17 protein-coding genes and 1 pseudogene are annotated in these 15,152 nt (G+C 64.1%); 15 read left to right on the top strand and 3 right to left on the bottom strand.

Annotated elements, in window-relative coordinates:
- Positions 1 to 52: 52 nt before the first annotated feature.
- The 12 genes from FFM53_RS23540 to FFM53_RS23485 are packed head-to-tail and all read left to right on the top strand — an operon-like array spanning position 53 to position 10,431.
- Positions 53 to 1,021 (top strand): carbohydrate ABC transporter permease, encoded by a 969-nt coding sequence (locus tag FFM53_RS23540; protein WP_138387435.1) that lies wholly within the window; start codon positions 53 to 55, stop codon positions 1,019 to 1,021.
- The gene (locus FFM53_RS23535) at positions 1,018 to 1,971 is read left to right on the top strand and encodes a carbohydrate ABC transporter permease (protein ID WP_017960896.1); all 954 of its coding nucleotides are present in this window, start codon (positions 1,018 to 1,020) and stop codon (positions 1,969 to 1,971) included. The genes FFM53_RS23540 and FFM53_RS23535 overlap by 4 nt, the downstream gene beginning before the upstream one ends.
- Complete coding sequence (locus FFM53_RS23530; RefSeq protein ID WP_138387434.1) at positions 1,968 to 2,186, top strand: hypothetical protein; 219 nt, start codon at positions 1,968 to 1,970, stop codon at positions 2,184 to 2,186. Before FFM53_RS23535 ends, FFM53_RS23530 begins: the two co-directional genes overlap by 4 nt.
- 3 nt (positions 2,187 to 2,189) lie before the next feature.
- Positions 2,190 to 3,287 carry an ABC transporter ATP-binding protein gene (locus FFM53_RS23525; protein ID WP_138329089.1) on the top strand — a complete coding sequence of 366 codons (1,098 nt, stop codon included), beginning with the start codon at positions 2,190 to 2,192 and terminating at the stop codon, positions 3,285 to 3,287.
- Positions 3,280 to 4,287, top strand: coding sequence for an ABC transporter ATP-binding protein (locus FFM53_RS23520; protein ID WP_138387433.1), 1,008 nt, complete (start codon positions 3,280 to 3,282; stop codon positions 4,285 to 4,287). The genes FFM53_RS23525 and FFM53_RS23520 overlap by 8 nt, the downstream gene beginning before the upstream one ends.
- A 53-nt stretch (positions 4,288 to 4,340) precedes the next feature.
- Positions 4,341 to 5,981, top strand: coding sequence for a dihydroxyacetone kinase subunit DhaK (locus tag FFM53_RS23515; RefSeq protein WP_138329087.1), 1,641 nt, complete (start codon positions 4,341 to 4,343; stop codon positions 5,979 to 5,981).
- A gap of 46 nt (positions 5,982 to 6,027) precedes the next feature.
- A complete protein-coding gene (gene dhaL / locus FFM53_RS23510) occupies positions 6,028 to 6,648 on the top strand; it encodes a dihydroxyacetone kinase subunit DhaL (RefSeq protein WP_138329086.1) in 621 nt (206 codons plus the stop codon).
- Positions 6,645 to 7,043 (top strand): dihydroxyacetone kinase phosphoryl donor subunit DhaM, encoded by a 399-nt coding sequence (gene dhaM, locus FFM53_RS23505; RefSeq protein WP_138329085.1) that lies wholly within the window; start codon positions 6,645 to 6,647, stop codon positions 7,041 to 7,043. The genes dhaL and dhaM overlap by 4 nt, the downstream gene beginning before the upstream one ends.
- Positions 7,043 to 7,387, top strand: a complete 345-nt coding sequence (locus tag FFM53_RS23500) for an HPr family phosphocarrier protein (protein ID WP_097619127.1) — start codon at positions 7,043 to 7,045, stop codon at positions 7,385 to 7,387. Before dhaM ends, FFM53_RS23500 begins: the two co-directional genes overlap by 1 nt.
- The gene (locus tag FFM53_RS23495) at positions 7,371 to 8,972 is read left to right on the top strand and encodes a putative PEP-binding protein (protein ID WP_138387432.1); all 1,602 of its coding nucleotides are present in this window, start codon (positions 7,371 to 7,373) and stop codon (positions 8,970 to 8,972) included. Before FFM53_RS23500 ends, FFM53_RS23495 begins: the two co-directional genes overlap by 17 nt.
- Position 8,973: 1 nt before the next feature.
- On the top strand, positions 8,974 to 9,387 hold the full coding sequence (locus FFM53_RS23490; RefSeq protein WP_138329083.1) for a hypothetical protein: 414 nt from the start codon (positions 8,974 to 8,976) through the stop codon (positions 9,385 to 9,387).
- 51 nt (positions 9,388 to 9,438) lie between these two features.
- Positions 9,439 to 10,431: a dihydroxyacetone kinase subunit DhaK gene (locus FFM53_RS23485; protein WP_138387431.1), complete on the top strand. Its 993-nt coding sequence runs from the start codon at positions 9,439 to 9,441 to the stop codon at positions 10,429 to 10,431.
- Between the two features lie 16 nt (positions 10,432 to 10,447).
- Here FFM53_RS23485 and FFM53_RS23480 read toward each other — a convergent pair whose 3' ends face one another.
- The 3 genes from FFM53_RS23480 to FFM53_RS23470 form a co-directional block, all read right to left on the bottom strand.
- Positions 10,448 to 11,176 (bottom strand): esterase family protein, encoded by a 729-nt coding sequence (locus FFM53_RS23480; protein WP_138329081.1) that lies wholly within the window; start codon positions 11,174 to 11,176, stop codon positions 10,448 to 10,450.
- Positions 11,173 to 12,132: an acetylxylan esterase gene (locus FFM53_RS23475; RefSeq protein WP_138387430.1), complete on the bottom strand. Its 960-nt coding sequence runs from the start codon at positions 12,130 to 12,132 to the stop codon at positions 11,173 to 11,175. The genes FFM53_RS23480 and FFM53_RS23475 overlap by 4 nt, the downstream gene beginning before the upstream one ends.
- Positions 12,133 to 12,213: 81 nt before the next feature.
- Positions 12,214 to 12,810 carry an NAD(P)H-dependent oxidoreductase gene (locus FFM53_RS23470; RefSeq protein ID WP_138387507.1) on the bottom strand — a complete coding sequence of 199 codons (597 nt, stop codon included), beginning with the start codon at positions 12,808 to 12,810 and terminating at the stop codon, positions 12,214 to 12,216.
- A 93-nt stretch (positions 12,811 to 12,903) separates the two neighbouring features.
- Here FFM53_RS23470 and FFM53_RS23465 point away from each other — a divergent pair, with 93 nt between their 5' ends.
- The 3 genes and pseudogenes from FFM53_RS23465 to FFM53_RS23455 all read left to right on the top strand — a co-directional run bounded on the left by FFM53_RS23465 (position 12,904) and on the right by FFM53_RS23455 (position 15,137).
- The gene (locus FFM53_RS23465; protein ID WP_138329078.1) at positions 12,904 to 13,575 is read left to right on the top strand and encodes a TetR/AcrR family transcriptional regulator; all 672 of its coding nucleotides are present in this window, start codon (positions 12,904 to 12,906) and stop codon (positions 13,573 to 13,575) included.
- Positions 13,576 to 13,584: 9 nt separating this feature from the next.
- Positions 13,585 to 13,794: pseudogene (locus tag FFM53_RS23460) on the top strand (isochorismatase family protein); the annotation flags it as partial.
- Positions 13,791 to 15,137: an epoxide hydrolase family protein gene (locus tag FFM53_RS23455; protein ID WP_138387429.1), complete on the top strand. Its 1,347-nt coding sequence runs from the start codon at positions 13,791 to 13,793 to the stop codon at positions 15,135 to 15,137. The pseudogene FFM53_RS23460 and the gene FFM53_RS23455, both read left to right, overlap by 4 nt.
- The last annotated feature ends 15 nt before the right edge of the window (positions 15,138 to 15,152 follow it).

Here is a 15,152-nt window from a genome sequence, read left to right as displayed (position 1 = left end):
AGATCTCTCATATCCTAAAAGACCCCGTGCCCCGAAACGACCAGGTGAAAACTTGACTATTTCCCAATCCTCCATCGTCGAGAAGGCAGCCGATGCGACAGCAAGGGCAACGCCCTCCTCGGTCGCCCGGCGCGTCCGCGGCCTCTCCGACAGGGCAATCGCCTGGCTGTTCATTGCGCCTGCCATCACCCTTCTCTTGGCGATCAACATCTTCCCGCTGCTTTGGGCGGTCTATCTCTCCTTCACCAACTACCGCGCCAACCGGCCGAATGCGCCGGTCCTGGGCGTCGGCTTTGGAAACTACCAGCGCGTTCTCAACGACCCCGACATCTGGCAGGCAATGCAGACCACCGCGCATTTCGTCTTCTGGACGATCGTGCTGCAGACGGTGATCGGCTTCACGCTCGCTTACCTGATCGACCGCAAGTTTCGCGGCCACGCCTTCTGGACGACGATCATCCTGATCCCGATGATGCTGTCGCCTGCCGTGGTCGGCAATTTCTGGCGCTTTCTCTACGAGCCGCAGATCGGCCTCTTCGCCTATGCCGTGTCGCTGGTCACAGGCATTCCGACGTCGGATATTCAGATGCTCGGCAACGTGACACTGGCGCCCTGGGCGATCATCATCGTCGATACCTGGATGTGGACACCCTATGTGATGCTGATCTGCCTCGCTGGGCTTCGCTCGATCCCCGACTATATCTATGAGGCCGCCGAGGTCGACCGCGCCTCGCCATGGCGGCAGTTCTGGTCGATCACCGTGCCGATGGCCCTGCCCTTCATCATGCTCGCCGTGCTCTTCCGCGGCATCGAGAATTTCAAGATGTTCGACATGGTGACGCTGCTGACCGGCGGCGGTCCCGGTTCGGTCACCGAGGTCGCCTCGATCACGCTGAAACGCGCCGCCTTCGAAAGCTGGGCGACCGGCCGGGCCTCGGCCTTCGCCATCATCCTTTTCGTCGCGGTGTTCGGCCTCGCCAACATCTACGTCAAGGCATTGAACAAGGTGAAGCAACGATGAGCGCCGCCAATTCCGCCCATTCGGTCGTCGAACCGAGCCTGTCCAGCAAGCGCATCGCCGGCACGATCGTCGTCCTCTATGCGCTGATCACCCTCATCCCGCTCGTCTGGATCTTCCTGACCAGCATCAAGTCGCCGCCGGATTCGATCAGCTATCCCCCGAAGATCGTCTTCACGCCGTCGCTCGAGGGCTATTGCAACCTGTTCACGACACGCACGCGGCAGACGCCCGACTATATCGCCTCGCTGCCAGCGCCGGTCGGCACCTGCGATGAGGTGACGCGCAAGCGCAACATGGTGATAGCAGGCCCGTCGAACTTCCTGCCGCGCTTCGTCAATTCGCTTGTGATCGCCTTCGGCTCCACCTTCCTCGCGGTCTTCCTCGGCACGCTCGCCGCCTATGGCTTCTCGCGCTTCAAGATCCCGCTCGCCGACGACCTGATGTTCTTCATCCTGTCGACGCGCATGATGCCGCCGATCGCCGTCGCCATCCCGATCTACCTGATGTATCGCGAGCTCGGCCTGTCGGACACGGCGCTCGGCATGATCCTGCTCTACACCGCCGTCAACGTCTCGCTCGCCGTCTGGCTGCTCAAGGGTTTCATCGACGAGATCCCGCGCGAGTACGAGGAAGCGGCGATGATCGACGGCTATACGAGACTGCAAGCCTTCCGCAAGGTCGTGCTGCCGCAGGCAACGACCGGCATTGCCGCGACCGCGATCTTCTGCCTGATCTTCGCCTGGAACGAATATGCCTTCGCCGCCCTTCTGACCTCGGGCGAGGCCCAGACCGCGCCGCCCTTCATCCCGACGATCATCGGCGAAGGCGGGCAGGACTGGCCGGCGGTCGCCGCCGGCACGACGATCTTCCTGATCCCGATCCTCGTCTTCACCATTCTCCTGCGCAAGCAGCTGCTGCGCGGCATCACCTTCGGAGCCGTCCGCAAATGAGCCATCTGATAGAAACACGCACCCGCACCCCTGCCCGTCCGAAACGGCCCTTCTTCCTGCGCCGTGGCCCGATGGAGGCCATCGCCACCGTGCTGATCGGCCTCGGCTTCCTGATGCTGTTCCAGCCCTTCCTGCTGCTGCTCTACACCTATTCGCTGGTCACTCTGCTCATAGGCACGGTCATGTTCATCATCGTCTCGAAATTCCCGGAGTGAACCATGGCGGACATCCGGATCGAAAATCTCCGCAAGGAATTCGGCAGCTTCGTCGCCGTCGAGGATTCGAGCTTCACCGTCCATGACGGCGAGTTCCTGGCGCTGCTCGGACCTTCCGGCTGCGGCAAGACGACGACGCTTCGCATGATCGCCGGCCTCGAGCTGCCGTCGAGCGGCAAGATCTATCTCGACGGCGAGGACGTCACCTTCAACCGCGCCAGCGCCCGCGACATCGCCTTCGTCTTCCAACTCTTCGCGCTCTACCCGCATATGAACGTGCGCAAGAATATCGGCTTCCCGCTGCTGTCGCAGGGCATGCCCAAGGCCGAAATCCGTCAGCGCGTCGAAGAGACCGCGCGTCTGCTGCAGATCGACCATATTCTCAACCGCTCGGTCTCCGGCCTTGCCGGCGGCGACCGGCAGCGCGTGGCGCTCGGCCGCGCCATCGTCCGGCGTCCGAAGTGCTTCCTGATGGACGAGCCGCTCGGCACGCTCGACGCCGAGTTCCGCGAGATCATGGTCCACGAGCTGCGCGAACTGCACAACCGCATCCACGCCACCACCGTCTACGTCACCCATGACCAGCATGAGGCGATGGCAATGGCCGACAAGATCGCCGTCATGAACCATGGCGTCATCGAGCAATTCGGTACGCCGCAGGAGATCTATGCAAAACCGGCGACCATGTATGTCGCCGATTTCATCGGCTCGCCGCCGATGAACTTCATGCGCTTCACCTCCGGCCTGAAAAGCGGCGATCGCTCCATCCTGCTCGACGGCGTCGATGTCGCTGTTCCCGAGATCCACCAGGACATGGCCGAAAGCGAACTGGCGCTCGGCGTGCGGCCGGAGCATATCCGCTTCAGCGACGCCTCGGCGCTGCGCGGCGCCGTCTATGGCAGCGAATATCTCGGCACCAACCAGGTCGTGGCTGTGGAAACCCAGGGTGGGCTGATCAAGGCCCGCGTTCCCGCCAATCGCAGCTTCCAGATCGGCGAAAGGGTCGGCCTCGAATTCAACCCGGCGAAACTCGCGCTCTTCGACTGCACATCGGGCCGTGCGGTGCCATCCCAGCTCTATCAGGAGACCCGGCATGGCTGATGTCGTCCTCAGGAACCTCGCCAAGCGCTTCGGCGAGACCCAGGCTTTGGCCGACCTCGACCTTTCGATCCGCGACGGCGAGTTCGTCGTGCTGCTCGGTCCCACAGGCGCCGGCAAGACCACGACGCTGCGGCTGATCGCCGGCCTCGAAAAGCCCGATAGCGGCGGCATCGAGATCGGCGGTCGCAATGTCGCCACTGAGGCGCCTGCCGAACGCGACGTCGCCTTCGTCTTCCAGCAATATTCGCTCTATCCGCATATGACTGTTTACGAGAACCTCGCCTTCCCGCTAAAGGCGCCGATCCGCAAGCTGAGTGCGGCGGAGATCGATCGGCGCGTGCGCGAAGTCGCGCGCATGGTCCGGATCGACCATAAGCTGGAGAACCGCTCGACCAGGCTTTCCGGCGGCGAGATGCAGCGTGTCGCGATCGGCCGGGCGCTGGTGCGCAAGCCGGCGATCTACCTGATGGACGAGCCGCTGTCCTCGCTCGACGCCAAGCTGCGCGCCGAACTACGCCTCGAGCTGAAACGCATCCAGAAGGAACTCGGCTCGACTTTGCTCTATGTCACCCACGACCAGGTGGAAGCCATGACCATGGCCGATCGCATCGGCATCGTTGCCGAGGGACGGCTGATGCAGGTTGGAACACCGCGCGAAATCTACGGCAATCCCGCCAACCTGCACGTCGCCGCCCGCCTCGGCCAGCCGCATATCAACCTTCTGCCGGCGGACCTGCTGCCTGGCGGCCAGCCGCCTGCCGGCACGAAGACGGTCGGCGCCCGCACCGAGCATCTCGACATCATCGTCGGCAAGGATGCCAATGCCAAGATCGACTGGATCGAACATCTCGGCGACCAGAACCATCTGCACATCAGGGCTGGCAATCACAAGCTCGTCACACTTGCAGATCCATATCTGGCGATCGCGCCGGGCGACCGGATCAGCCTGACGCTGCGCGATCCGCTTTATTTCGATGCGGCTGGACAGCGCCTTTCCTGACCGGCAAACAGACATGATGATGGCATGAAAAACAAACAGACGGGTCTCAATCGATGAAACACTTCTTCAACCGCAGGGAAAACATCGTCACCGAAGCCTTGGACGGTCTGCTTCTGACGAGCAGCAAGGGTCGTCTTGCCCGCCTCGACAGCTTTCCCGACATCAAGGTGATCCTGCGCGCGGACTGGGACAAGTCGAAGGTGGCGATCATCTCAGGCGGCGGCGCCGGTCATGAGCCCTCCCATGCCGGCTTCGTCGGTAAGGGCATGCTGACGGCTGCCGTATCCGGCGAGATTTTCGCCTCGCCGAGCGTCGATGCTGTCCTGACGGCGATCCGCGCCGTTGCCGGCCCGAAGGGCGCCCTGTTGATCGTCAAGAACTATACCGGCGACCGGCTGAATTTCGGCCTTGCCGCCGAAAAGGCGCGCGCCGAGGGCTTCGACGTCGAGATGGTCATCGTCGCCGACGACATCGCCATTCCCGGCATCAACCAGCCGCGCGGCGTCGCCGGCACGCTGTTCGTCCACAAGATATCGGGCTATCACGCCGAAAGGGGCGAGGACCTGAAGACGGTCGCAGCCCATGCCGCGGCTGCGGCCGGCGAAATCGTCTCGCTCGGCATGTCGCTTTCCACTTGCAGCGTGCCCGGCCAAGCCCATGAGGACCGTCTCGGCGAGAACGAAGGCGAACTCGGCCTCGGCATCCATGGCGAGCCCGGCGTCGAGCGCATCACGCTGCAGCCGGTCGCCGATATTGTTGCCACTATGGTGGCGCGCCTATCGCCTGCGCTTCGCGAAGGGGCAAGCCACTGCCTCCTCATCAACAATCTCGGCGCCGTGCCGCCTCTCGAAATGACCGTTATCGCCAATGCCGTGCTGTCCTCGCCGCTTGGCCGCCGCGTCCACCTCATCATTGGCCCGGGGCCGATGATGACCGCGCTCAATATGAACGGCTTCTCGCTGTCGCTGATCCGGCTGGGTGCCGCGCGCGAGGCGGCGCTGACGGCCGCGGTCGAACCGCATGCCTGGATGCCGGCCGTCGAACGCCACGAGATCCAGATCATCGCCGCGCCGAAAACATCAGCCGGATTGAACGGTACGGCCGTGGCCGGGGAGAACAGCCGCAACCGTCGCCTGATCACGGCGCTCTGCGAACATCTGATCTCGCAGGAAAGCGAGCTCAACCGCCTGGACGGCCGCGTCGGCGACGGCGATACCGGCTCGACGGTGGCGACGGGCGCCCGCAGCGTGCTGGCCCGTCTCGACACGCTGCCGCTCGACCGGCCGGCGGCAACGCTTGCCTCGCTCGGCGACATCCTCGGCACCAGCATGGGCGGATCGAGCGGCGTACTGCTGTCGATCTTCTTCACCGCCGCAGCAAAGGCGATGGCTGACAAGGCCGATATATCAGCAGCCCTTCTTGCCGGGCTCGACAGGATGACGTTCTATGGCGGAGCCGCAGTCGGCGACCGGACGATGGTCGATGCGCTCTCGCCTGCCCTGCAGGCGCTCGCATCCGGCGATATCGCCGCTGCGGCAAGGGCTGCGGCAGCGGGTGCGGAGTCGACGAAGACGATGTTGAAGGCGAGAGCCGGACGTGCCTCCTATGTAGGCGAAAGGGATCTGGCGGGCGTTGCCGATCCCGGCGCCGTGGCGGTTGCTGGCGCGTTCGGCGTGGCGGCAAGCCTCGCCTGACCGGCGTGAAATTCAAAAGCCCGCGGGAGGCGCGGCGACAGGGAGGATGGCAGTGCAGGCGGAACCGGTGCTTGTGGCAGGATTGATCGAGGTGTGCCGCGCGACGATCGCGGCAAACACAGATCATCTCTGCGCGCTCGATCGCGCCATCGGCGATGGCGATCACGGAACCAACATGCGGCGCGGCTGCGAGGCGGTGAGCGCCGAGGGCGAGAGCCTGTCCAGCCTGCCCTTCCCCGACGCCGTGGAAAAGATCGGCCTGACGCTGGTGATGAATGTCGGGGGTGCGGCCGGCCCGCTCTACGGCACGCTGCTGATGGAGATCGGCCGCGAGCTTCGCAAAAGTAACGAAAGGGCCGATTTTCCACAGGTGCTGAAACAGGCGATCGATGCCGTCGCAAGACGCGGTCGGGCGCATGCCGGCGACAAGACCCTGCTCGACGTGCTCTATCCCGTGCATGCGGCACTCGCCAGCCGCTCGCCGCTCGGCGCAATCGCCCGCAGGGCCGAGCGTTCCGCCAACCGCACCGCTGACATGAAAGCGATGCGCGGACGCGCCGCCTATCTCGGCGATCGTTCAATCGGCCATGTCGATCCCGGCGCGTCGAGTTGCGCGCTGCTGACCACGGCGATCTGCCGCTATCTCGGGGAGCATCGTCCGCAATGAATGGAAAGACCGCAAATGTGGGTATCGTGATCGTCTCTCACTCGCCGCTGGTGGCAAGGGGAATCGCCGATATGGTGCGACAGATGGTGGGCGACTGCGTGCCGCTCGCCTGGTCGGGCGGCAACGTCCATGGCGAACTCGGCACCGATGCCGGCGGCATCCTGAAAGCGATCGAGGCCGCCTGGTCCGATGCCGGCGTCGCCGTCTTCGTCGATCTCGGCGGCGCCGAAACCAATAGCGAGATGGCGATCGAAATGCTGGGGCTTCCCCGCTCGGGCCTCGTCTCCATCTGCAACGCGCCGCTGGTCGAAGGTGCCGTCATCGCTGCCGCTGAAGCGTCGGGGGGCGCATCATTGGCCAAGGTCGTCGCCACAGCCGAGGAACTGTCCCCCTGATGACGAGCGGATTGCGTATTGAAAAACAGGAGCCCGATCCATTGCACGTGAATTGCCAGACGGAGGTGGAAGTCAAGCACGGCGTCGGGCTGCATGCCCGCCCCTCCGTCACCTTCACGCGGCTTGCCAAGTCCTTTCCCTGTTCGATCGAGGTCGCCGTCAACGGCAGCGATATCTGGCTGAACGGCAAGAGCATCATCAAGATCATGGGCGCGAGAATCCGCAAAGGATCGATCCTCCGGATCCGCGCCGACGGCATTCTCGCCGAAGAGGCGATCCGCGCGCTGAAGGAACTCATCGAGCGCAACTTCGATGAGGAAAAGAAACATGGCCGAACCGCTTAAGCTGAAAGCAAAGAGCGCATCCCCGGGCATCGCATCCGGCCCGGCCTTTCTCGCGGAGAAGCTGAAGGCTCCCTCCGCTGCCGAGCGGCCGGACGTCGCACCCGCGCCTCGAATCGCCGGCGGATTCGGCGCACTGGAAAAGGCGATCGACATCTCGATCAGTGAACTCGAGCACCTTGCCGAGGGCGCCGACGCCGAAAGCCGCGATATCATCGATTTCCAGATCGAGGTGTTGCGTGATCCGACGATCGCTGAGGCGACGGGCGCACGCATGCAGGCCGATGAGAACGTCGTCTTCGCCTGGGTCGCCACCCTGGACGCCTATATCGGCGAACTCGAAGCGGCCGACGAGGAGCAGATGCGGGCCCGCGCCGTCGATATTCTCGACATCAAGAACCGCGTGCTCGGGGCGCTCGCCGGCACCCCGATCGCCGATTTCCCGCCCGGTTCGGTCTTCATTGGCAAGGATATGGAGCCGAGCCGATTTCTCGCCCACGACTGGTCGAAAGGCGGCGGCATCGCGCTGTTCGCAGGCAGCACCGCCGGCCATGTCGCCCTGCTCGCCCGGGCGAAATCGGTACCGATGGTGGTCGGCACCGGTCGCTTTTCGGCAGCAGATGGAGATCCCGTTCGCGTGGATGGCGACACCGGTGCGGTCGTCCTGAAGGCCGGCGGCATGCTGATCCCGGCACCGGCACAAACACCTGCCCGCGACATGCAGACCGAAAGCGGCGAGCTACGCACGGCGGACGGCGTGCCGATCCTGCTCTCCATCAACATCAACGATCCCGCCGATATCGACGCGCTCGATCCGGCAACGGCAGGCGTCGGCCTGATGCGCTCGGAATTTTCATTCACCTCGATCGCCGATGCCGCCAACGAGGAGCGCCAGCTGGCGATCTATCGCCGCGTGCTGGAGCAGGCGGGCGACAGGCCAGTGACGATCCGCATGCTCGATATCGGCGGCGACAAGCCTCTCGCCGGCCTTGAAGACCTGCCGGCTCTCTCCACTTCTGGCCTGCGCGGCATCCGGCTGCTGCTTGCCCGGCCCGAAATCGCCAGCGTGCAGGCGCGCGCCCTGTTGCGCGCTGCCGTCTTCGGCAGGCTGTCGGTGATGCTACCGATGGTGACCTTTCCCGACGAGATCGACAGGATGCGCGAAATATTCCGCGAGGAAGCCGAAAAGCTCGGCCGCCGTTCGCTGCTCCATCGTATGCCGCCGATCGGCATGATGGTGGAGGTGCCGGCAGCCGCATTGATGCTCGACAAGTTCGGGTCGGCGGCGTTCTTCTCGTTCGGAACCAACGATCTCGCGCAATATCTCGCCGCCTCCGCCCGCGACGACATCGACGCCGATGCCGGCAAGGCGGCGCCCGCCGTACTCCGGCTGATTGCCCAGGCGGTGAAGCTGACCTCCGGCAAGCCGGTCAGCATCTGCGGCGACATGGCCGGCAATCCCAGCTACCTGCCCGGGCTGCTCGCCGCCGGCCTCCGGCATTTTTCCGTGGCGCCGGCCCGGCGTCCCGCGATAAGATCGGCGATCATCGGCCTCAACGCCGATGGCACAAGGGCAGCCGGAGAGTAGAATGGCGCGCGAAGACACCGAAGACGCCATTATCGCCTACAAGTCCATTCTGGCGCAGATCATCGACAACAGGCCATCGGGCACGCGCCAGCGCCTGGCGACGGCGCTTGGAAAACATCGCAGCTTCGTCACCCAGATCACCAGCCCGACCTATGCGACGCCGCTGCCGGCGCGCCATCTCGCGACGATCGTCCGCGTCTGCCATTTCAGCGCCGCTGAACAGGAGCGCTTTCTCGAAGCCTATCAGGCCGCCCATCCCGGCAAGCTGCCGGATCTCGGCCATTCCGAGAAATTGCGGCACCTGTCGCTGATGGTGCCGGACTTCGGTGACGACAGGAAAAACCGCCTATTGGAAGAGGCGATCTCCGATCTGGTGCAGAAGATCGTCGCGATTTCAGGGGCGAGTGAGCCGTGAGTAGTGAGCAGGTTGACGTAACATAGTGCCCTTGGCCTTGGGAGGGGCTTGATGAAGAAGTTCATGAACACTGCGGAAACCATGGTCGCCGAAAGCGTCGAAGGCTTCGTGCGCGCCCATGAGGCCTTCGTGGTGTTCGGGCCCGAGCGCAAATGCATCCGCCGCCGCCATGTCACGCCTGGCAAGGTGGCGCTTGTATCAGGCGGCGGAGCCGGTCATGAGCCGATGCATATCGGCTTCGTTGGCCACGGCATGCTGGATGCCGCCTGCGTCGGCCATATCTTCACCTCGCCGACGCCGAGCCAGATCATTGCCGCCATCGAAGAGGCCGATACCGGCGCCGGCTGCCTGCTCGTGGTCAAGAATTACGACGGTGACCTGATGAATTTCGAAATGGCGATCGAGATGGCCGGCGACCGCCACAGCCTCGAGATGGTCGTCGTCAGCGACGATATCGAGACGTCGAGAATAGGCGAAGGCCCCGGCCGGCGCGGCGTCGCCGGAACGCTGATCGTCGAAAAGCTCCTGGGTGCTGCTGCCGAACGCGGCATGTCGCTGGCCGAGTTGAAGCAGCTCGGCGAAAGACTGAACACACGCATCCGCTCGATGGGTGTGGCGCTGAACGGCGTGACGGTGCCGCAGACCGAGCGCGCGACGTTTGCGCTCGGACCCGACGAAATGGAAATGGGCGTCGGCATCCATGGCGAACCCGGCCATGCCAGACAGCCCTTCGCCACCTCCGACGCCATCATCGGCCATCTCTGCGAGACCGTCGCCGGCGACATCGCGGCAGCGCCGGGCGCCAAGGCCTTGCTCTTCGTCAACGGCCTCGGCGGCACGCCGCCCGCCGAACTCTACCTCGCCTATAACGGCGCCCGCCGCTTCATCGAGGAAAGAGGCATCCCGATCGAGCGCTCACTGGTCGGAACCTACGTCACCTCGCTCGACATGCAGGGACTGTCGGTCACCCTTGCCTTGCTGACCGACGAGGAGATCGTGCTCTGGGACGAGCCGGTGGCGACGGCGGCTTTGCGTTGGCCGTGAGGGGCATCCCGAGGTGTCAGATGTAAAGCGGCGCCATCTTCCTCCAGGCGCCGGCGCGGTGGGCGCGTCCGTCCCAGACATGTAGCTGATGGCCGACATTCTTCTCGCCCAGCAGCCGGCTGAGATAGCGGTTGTTGTCGAGGAAAGGATCGGCATCGCCGATGGTGAGAACGATGTCGAGCTGACGTAACCTGTCGAGCCGCCAGTCGTCGCCAAGTCCGGGCAGGAAATGCGCCGGCGTGTGGAAGTAGATGCTGTCATCGTAATAGCCGTCGAACAGGTCGCCGAAGGATTCCACCTTCATCGTCAGGTCGTATCGGCCGGAAAAGGCGACGAGCTTGCGGAAGAGATGCGGATGACGAAAGACGAGGCTCGCCGCCTGGAAGGCGCCGAGGCTGCATCCGTGCACGATGGTGCAGTCGTGTGAGTTCTTCGCTGCCATCAGCGGCAGCACCTCGTTGAGGATATACTCTTCGAGAGCCGCATGCCGACGGATGCGTTCGGCCGGATGGCGGTGGAAGCCATAGAGGCTCTCGGCGGCCAGACCCTCGATGCAATAGAGTTGAAGTTGCCCAGCCTGCAGTTTGTCGGCAAGGCTTCCGACCAGGCCGAGCTGCTCATATTCGAAGAAGCGCCCTTCCCGCGTCGGGAAAACCAGCACCTTGGCGCCGGCATGGCCGAACACCAGCATCTCCATGTCTCGATGCAGCCGCTGACTGTACCAGCGCAGATATTCGCGGTTCATGGCACCCTGAAAAACTGTCCCACCTTGTCGCGGAGAACCGCCTCTTGCTCAGCGCTGCCAGGATAGTCGAAGTGCCCTGCATCCAGGATGAAGATTTCATTAAATTTTGGTATCGCATTCGCGACAGCAAACTGGCAGGGCGGCGCCACCGAAGGATCGAACAGCGCAACAGCAACCAGCATCGGCACCTTGATCCGCGAAGCGGCCGTTGCCGCATCGTAGAGCCGAAGCGTCTCGAGCACATCTGCGTGTTTCTTATGATACTCCTGCACCGATTGCGCGCTGCCGACTGTCGGCAAGGTCAGCCGCAGCGGCTGATCCCCGAAGCTCGGCAGCGCCAGATGACCGCGATCGATGCGCTGGTCGTAAGCGATCGCCATCGCCCCGACACCGCCGCCGAAGCTGATGCCGCTATAACCGATATGCTCCGAAAGCCAGGGATAGAGCGCAACAAGCGTCGAAACCGCGAGCCAGATATCCTCGACGCAGCCGCCGATGATATAGGATTTCGGCTTGTCGATATCGTGGAGCACATGCCAGGACGGATTCTGCGAGATCGGCGGACGAGCGCTAAGCGACAGCCCGCGGCAGCAGGGAAAAAGCACTGCCGTTTCCTTGACCGGCAGATCGAATTCAGGCCGATCCCGCCCGCCATAACCATGCCCGACGACGAGGCCGCGCCGCACCTCCCCCCGACGCGGCAGGATGAGCCAGCCGCCGATCCTGAATGAACCGGTCGAGATATAGACGAGATCGAGCACGTGCCAGTCGGGATGGGTGATCTTGCTCCGGCGCAGCACCGGCTGCGGATCGACCGCCAGCGCCTTGAGATAACGCGCCTTCCAGAAATCGTCGAAACCCGCAGCCGCCTCGGGCGGCTCGACCGCGAGAAGCTCCGCGAGATGCATGCCGTAGGTGGGGTCGAAATCGAAGGGATGTGTCTTGGGAATGCTCATCCAAGGCTTTTCTCGTGAAAAGGCCGGTGGCGCAAGACTCTGCCCGCGCCGACCCGCAAAACGGCGCGGCCGGACAGCCCTCTATTGCCGCGAACCAAAAAGCCCGCAGCCGATGGCGCGCGCCGCCTTGAGATGAGCGGCCACATTGTCCGGCCCGGCTTCGAGCAGCAGCTCGGATGTCACTACGGGGGCGCCGCAATAGTTGAAGATGCCGTGATCGATCTGCGTCTTCATGGCGCCGAAATAGCCGTGCCGCGCATAGGTCCCGGCATCGGCGCCGCCAAGCCCGACCAGATGCACCGGCAGACGGCCGAGCAGCTTCGCCACCCCGGTACCCGAGCGATCGTCATAAGCCCAACCATTGGTGAACACCCGGTCGATCCATCCCTTGAGCAGCCCCGGCATCGACCACCAGTAGACAGGATAGACGAGCACCAGCGCATCGGCGCGGTCGATCCTCGCCTGCTCGGCGGCGACATCGGCCGGCACCGCCTCGTCCCTCAGATGCAGGCCGAGATCGGCAGCGCTGAACCGGGGATCGAAGCCCTCGGCCGCGAGATCGGCGATCTCCAGGGAATGGCCGGCATCGGCAAGCGCGACACCCTCGGCAAGGTGGGCGGCAACGCCGTGGGTGAGCGACCGGGGATCGGGATGCGCGACGACGATGAGCGCGTGGATGGCGAAAACTCCTGCTGAATGATTGCGGATGAAAGGCACAGGCTGTATACTTTTGGTAAGCTACTTTCAGTAAGTTACTTTTGGTATATAGTCATGTCAAGCGCCGAAACAACCGGGCAGCCGACCGATCCGCAACCGCGCCGCCGCCTGTCGCGGCAGGACCGGCATCGCCAGCTTCTCGACGTCGCTTGGCAGATCGCCCGTGACGAGGGAACGGAAGCGCTGACCCTCGGCCGGCTTTCCGAGCGGGCGGGCGTAACGAAACCCGTGGTCTATGATCATTTCGAAACCCGCCCCGGCCTGCTCGCAGCGCTCTACCGCGAATTCGACGCCCGCCAGACGGCTGTGATGGATGCAGCCCTTGCGGCAAGCCAGCCGTCGCTCGCCGACCGGGCCAAAGTCATCGCCACCTCCTATGTCGACTGCGTGCTTCTTCAGGGCCGCGAAATCCCCGGTGTGATCGCAGCACTTGCCGGCTCGCCGGAACTCGAAAGGATCAAGCGCGAATACGAAGCGGCCTTCATCGAGAAATGCCGCATCGCGCTTTCGCCCTTTACCGGTGCCGGCACGATCGCCGCAGCCGGCCTCTGGGCCATGCTCGGCGCCGCCGAAGCGCTCTCCTATGCCGCCGCGTCGGGCGACATCACCGCTGTCGAGGCAAAGAACGAACTCTTCGAAACCATCGTCGCGATGGTGGCGAGAAGTATGGGCGGCGGCACGCATCCCGATCACCTGCGCGATACGGCCGGCCTCGCATCGAGATGATCCGGCGGGAATACCTGTATCGAATCCACCGCCCGCTTCGCCATGGAACTCGGTTATTTCGGGACCCTGGTGAGCGACGCGACGGCCGCCTTCTCGCACCAAATGATAGATGCTGCGCACAAGCTGAACGGCCCGACCTACGCCCATGCTATTCTGACGACGGCCGAACTCATCGAAGTCTTGCCCAAGGCGTCGGCTTCAAAGGAGACAATGCCATGACCATGCTCTTCAAAATGCTCACAAGTGCCGGCCCGGAATCCCTGAACCGCGACCGGCGCAGGTTCCTGACCACCGCGGCGATCGGGATCGCCGCGGTGGGCGCGACCAGCCTGTTTCCGTCCTATCCAGCATCGGCTGCCACGGGAGATGCGATCCGCCCGTTTCGCGTCGACACTCCCGAGGCGGACCTCCTCGACCTTCGCCGGCGCGTGCTGGCAACACGCTGGCCCGAACGCGAGACGGTCGACGACCAGTCGCAGGGCATACAGCTCGAAAAGATCAAGCCGCTCGTCGATTATTGGGGCACCAGCTACGACTGGCGAAAGGCGGAAGCGAAGCTGAACGCGCTGCCGCAATTCATCACCGAGATCGACGGCCTAGACATCCACTTCATTCACGTCCGCTCGAAACATCCGAATGCTCTGCCCGTCATCATCACCCATGGCTGGCCGGGATCGGTATTCGAGAACCTCAAGATCATCGGCCCGCTCACCGATCCGACCGCTCATGGCGGACGCGCCGAAGATGCGTTCGACGTGGTCATTCCTTCGATGCCGGGCTACGGCTTCTCCGGCAAGCCGACCGGCACCGGCTGGGGGCCGGACCGCATCGCGCAGGCCTGGGCGGAATTGATGAAGCGCCTCGCTTACAGCAGCTACGTTGCCCAGGGCGGCGACTGGGGCTCGCCGGTCTCCGGCGCGATGGCACGGCTCGCGCCACAAGGTCTGCTCGGCATCCACATCAACCTGCCGGCTGTCGTGCCGCCCGAAGTTGCCGCAGTGCTCGCCGCGGGCGGGCCGGCGCCGCAGCGACTCTCCACCGAAGAACGCGCGGCGTTCGATGCCCTCAGCGCCGCAGCCAAGATGGGGAACAGGTCCTATGCCACGATGATGGGCACGAGGCCGCAGACGATCGGCTACGCCATATCGGATTCCCCGGCCGGCCTTGCGGCATGGATGCTCGGTCATCCAGGCTTCACGCACTGGACCTACGACAGCAGCGATCCCGAAAAGTCTCCCGACGAGGTGCTCGACGACATCACGCTTTACTGGTTGACCAACAGCGCCGCTTCCTCGGCCCGGATCCACTGGGAATATGGCGGCGGGCGCAGTCCCGTCCTTGCGGCCGGGGAGAAGACCTCCAAGATCGCGCTTCCGGTCGCCATCACCGTCTTTCCTGGGGAGAGCTATCAGGCCCCGGAGACATGGGCCCGTCGCGCCTATCGCAACCTTAGCTATTTCCACAAGGTCGACAAGGGCGGCCACTTCGCCGCCTGGGAGCAGCCGGAGCTCTTCTCCGCCGAGCTTCGAGCAGCGTTCAGGCCGCTGCGCCGACCGATATGAGAGGAGCGGCGGCCC

This window comes from Rhizobium indicum (assembly GCF_005862305.2).
Taxonomy (GTDB): domain Bacteria; phylum Pseudomonadota; class Alphaproteobacteria; order Rhizobiales; family Rhizobiaceae; genus Rhizobium; species Rhizobium indicum.
Note: the sequence above shows the minus strand (reverse complement) of the source record. Positions and strands in the feature narration are given on the sequence as shown.

Excerpts from the sequence above, each read along its gene's own strand:
- dhaL (WP_138329086.1), top strand. The coding sequence starts at position 6,028 with ATGGCAGTGCAGGCGGAACCGGTGCTTGTGGCAGGATTGATCGAGGTG.
- FFM53_RS23515 (WP_138329087.1), top strand. The coding sequence starts at position 4,341 with ATGAAACACTTCTTCAACCGCAGGGAAAACATCGTCACCGAAGCCTTG.
- dhaM (WP_138329085.1), top strand. The coding sequence starts at position 6,645 with ATGAATGGAAAGACCGCAAATGTGGGTATCGTGATCGTCTCTCACTCG.
- FFM53_RS23525 (WP_138329089.1), top strand. The coding sequence starts at position 2,190 with ATGGCGGACATCCGGATCGAAAATCTCCGCAAGGAATTCGGCAGCTTC.
- FFM53_RS23495 (WP_138387432.1), top strand. The coding sequence starts at position 7,371 with ATGGCCGAACCGCTTAAGCTGAAAGCAAAGAGCGCATCCCCGGGCATC.
- FFM53_RS23465 (WP_138329078.1), top strand. The coding sequence starts at position 12,904 with ATGTCAAGCGCCGAAACAACCGGGCAGCCGACCGATCCGCAACCGCGC.
- FFM53_RS23490 (WP_138329083.1), top strand. The coding sequence starts at position 8,974 with ATGGCGCGCGAAGACACCGAAGACGCCATTATCGCCTACAAGTCCATT.
- FFM53_RS23500 (WP_097619127.1), top strand. The coding sequence starts at position 7,043 with ATGACGAGCGGATTGCGTATTGAAAAACAGGAGCCCGATCCATTGCAC.
- FFM53_RS23455 (WP_138387429.1), top strand. The coding sequence starts at position 13,791 with ATGACCATGCTCTTCAAAATGCTCACAAGTGCCGGCCCGGAATCCCTG.
- FFM53_RS23520 (WP_138387433.1), top strand. The coding sequence starts at position 3,280 with ATGGCTGATGTCGTCCTCAGGAACCTCGCCAAGCGCTTCGGCGAGACC.
- FFM53_RS23480 (WP_138329081.1), bottom strand. The coding sequence starts at position 11,176 with ATGAACCGCGAATATCTGCGCTGGTACAGTCAGCGGCTGCATCGAGAC.
- FFM53_RS23485 (WP_138387431.1), top strand. The coding sequence starts at position 9,439 with ATGAAGAAGTTCATGAACACTGCGGAAACCATGGTCGCCGAAAGCGTC.
- FFM53_RS23530 (WP_138387434.1), top strand. The coding sequence starts at position 1,968 with ATGAGCCATCTGATAGAAACACGCACCCGCACCCCTGCCCGTCCGAAA.
- FFM53_RS23475 (WP_138387430.1), bottom strand. The coding sequence starts at position 12,132 with ATGAGCATTCCCAAGACACATCCCTTCGATTTCGACCCCACCTACGGC.
- FFM53_RS23535 (WP_017960896.1), top strand. The coding sequence starts at position 1,018 with ATGAGCGCCGCCAATTCCGCCCATTCGGTCGTCGAACCGAGCCTGTCC.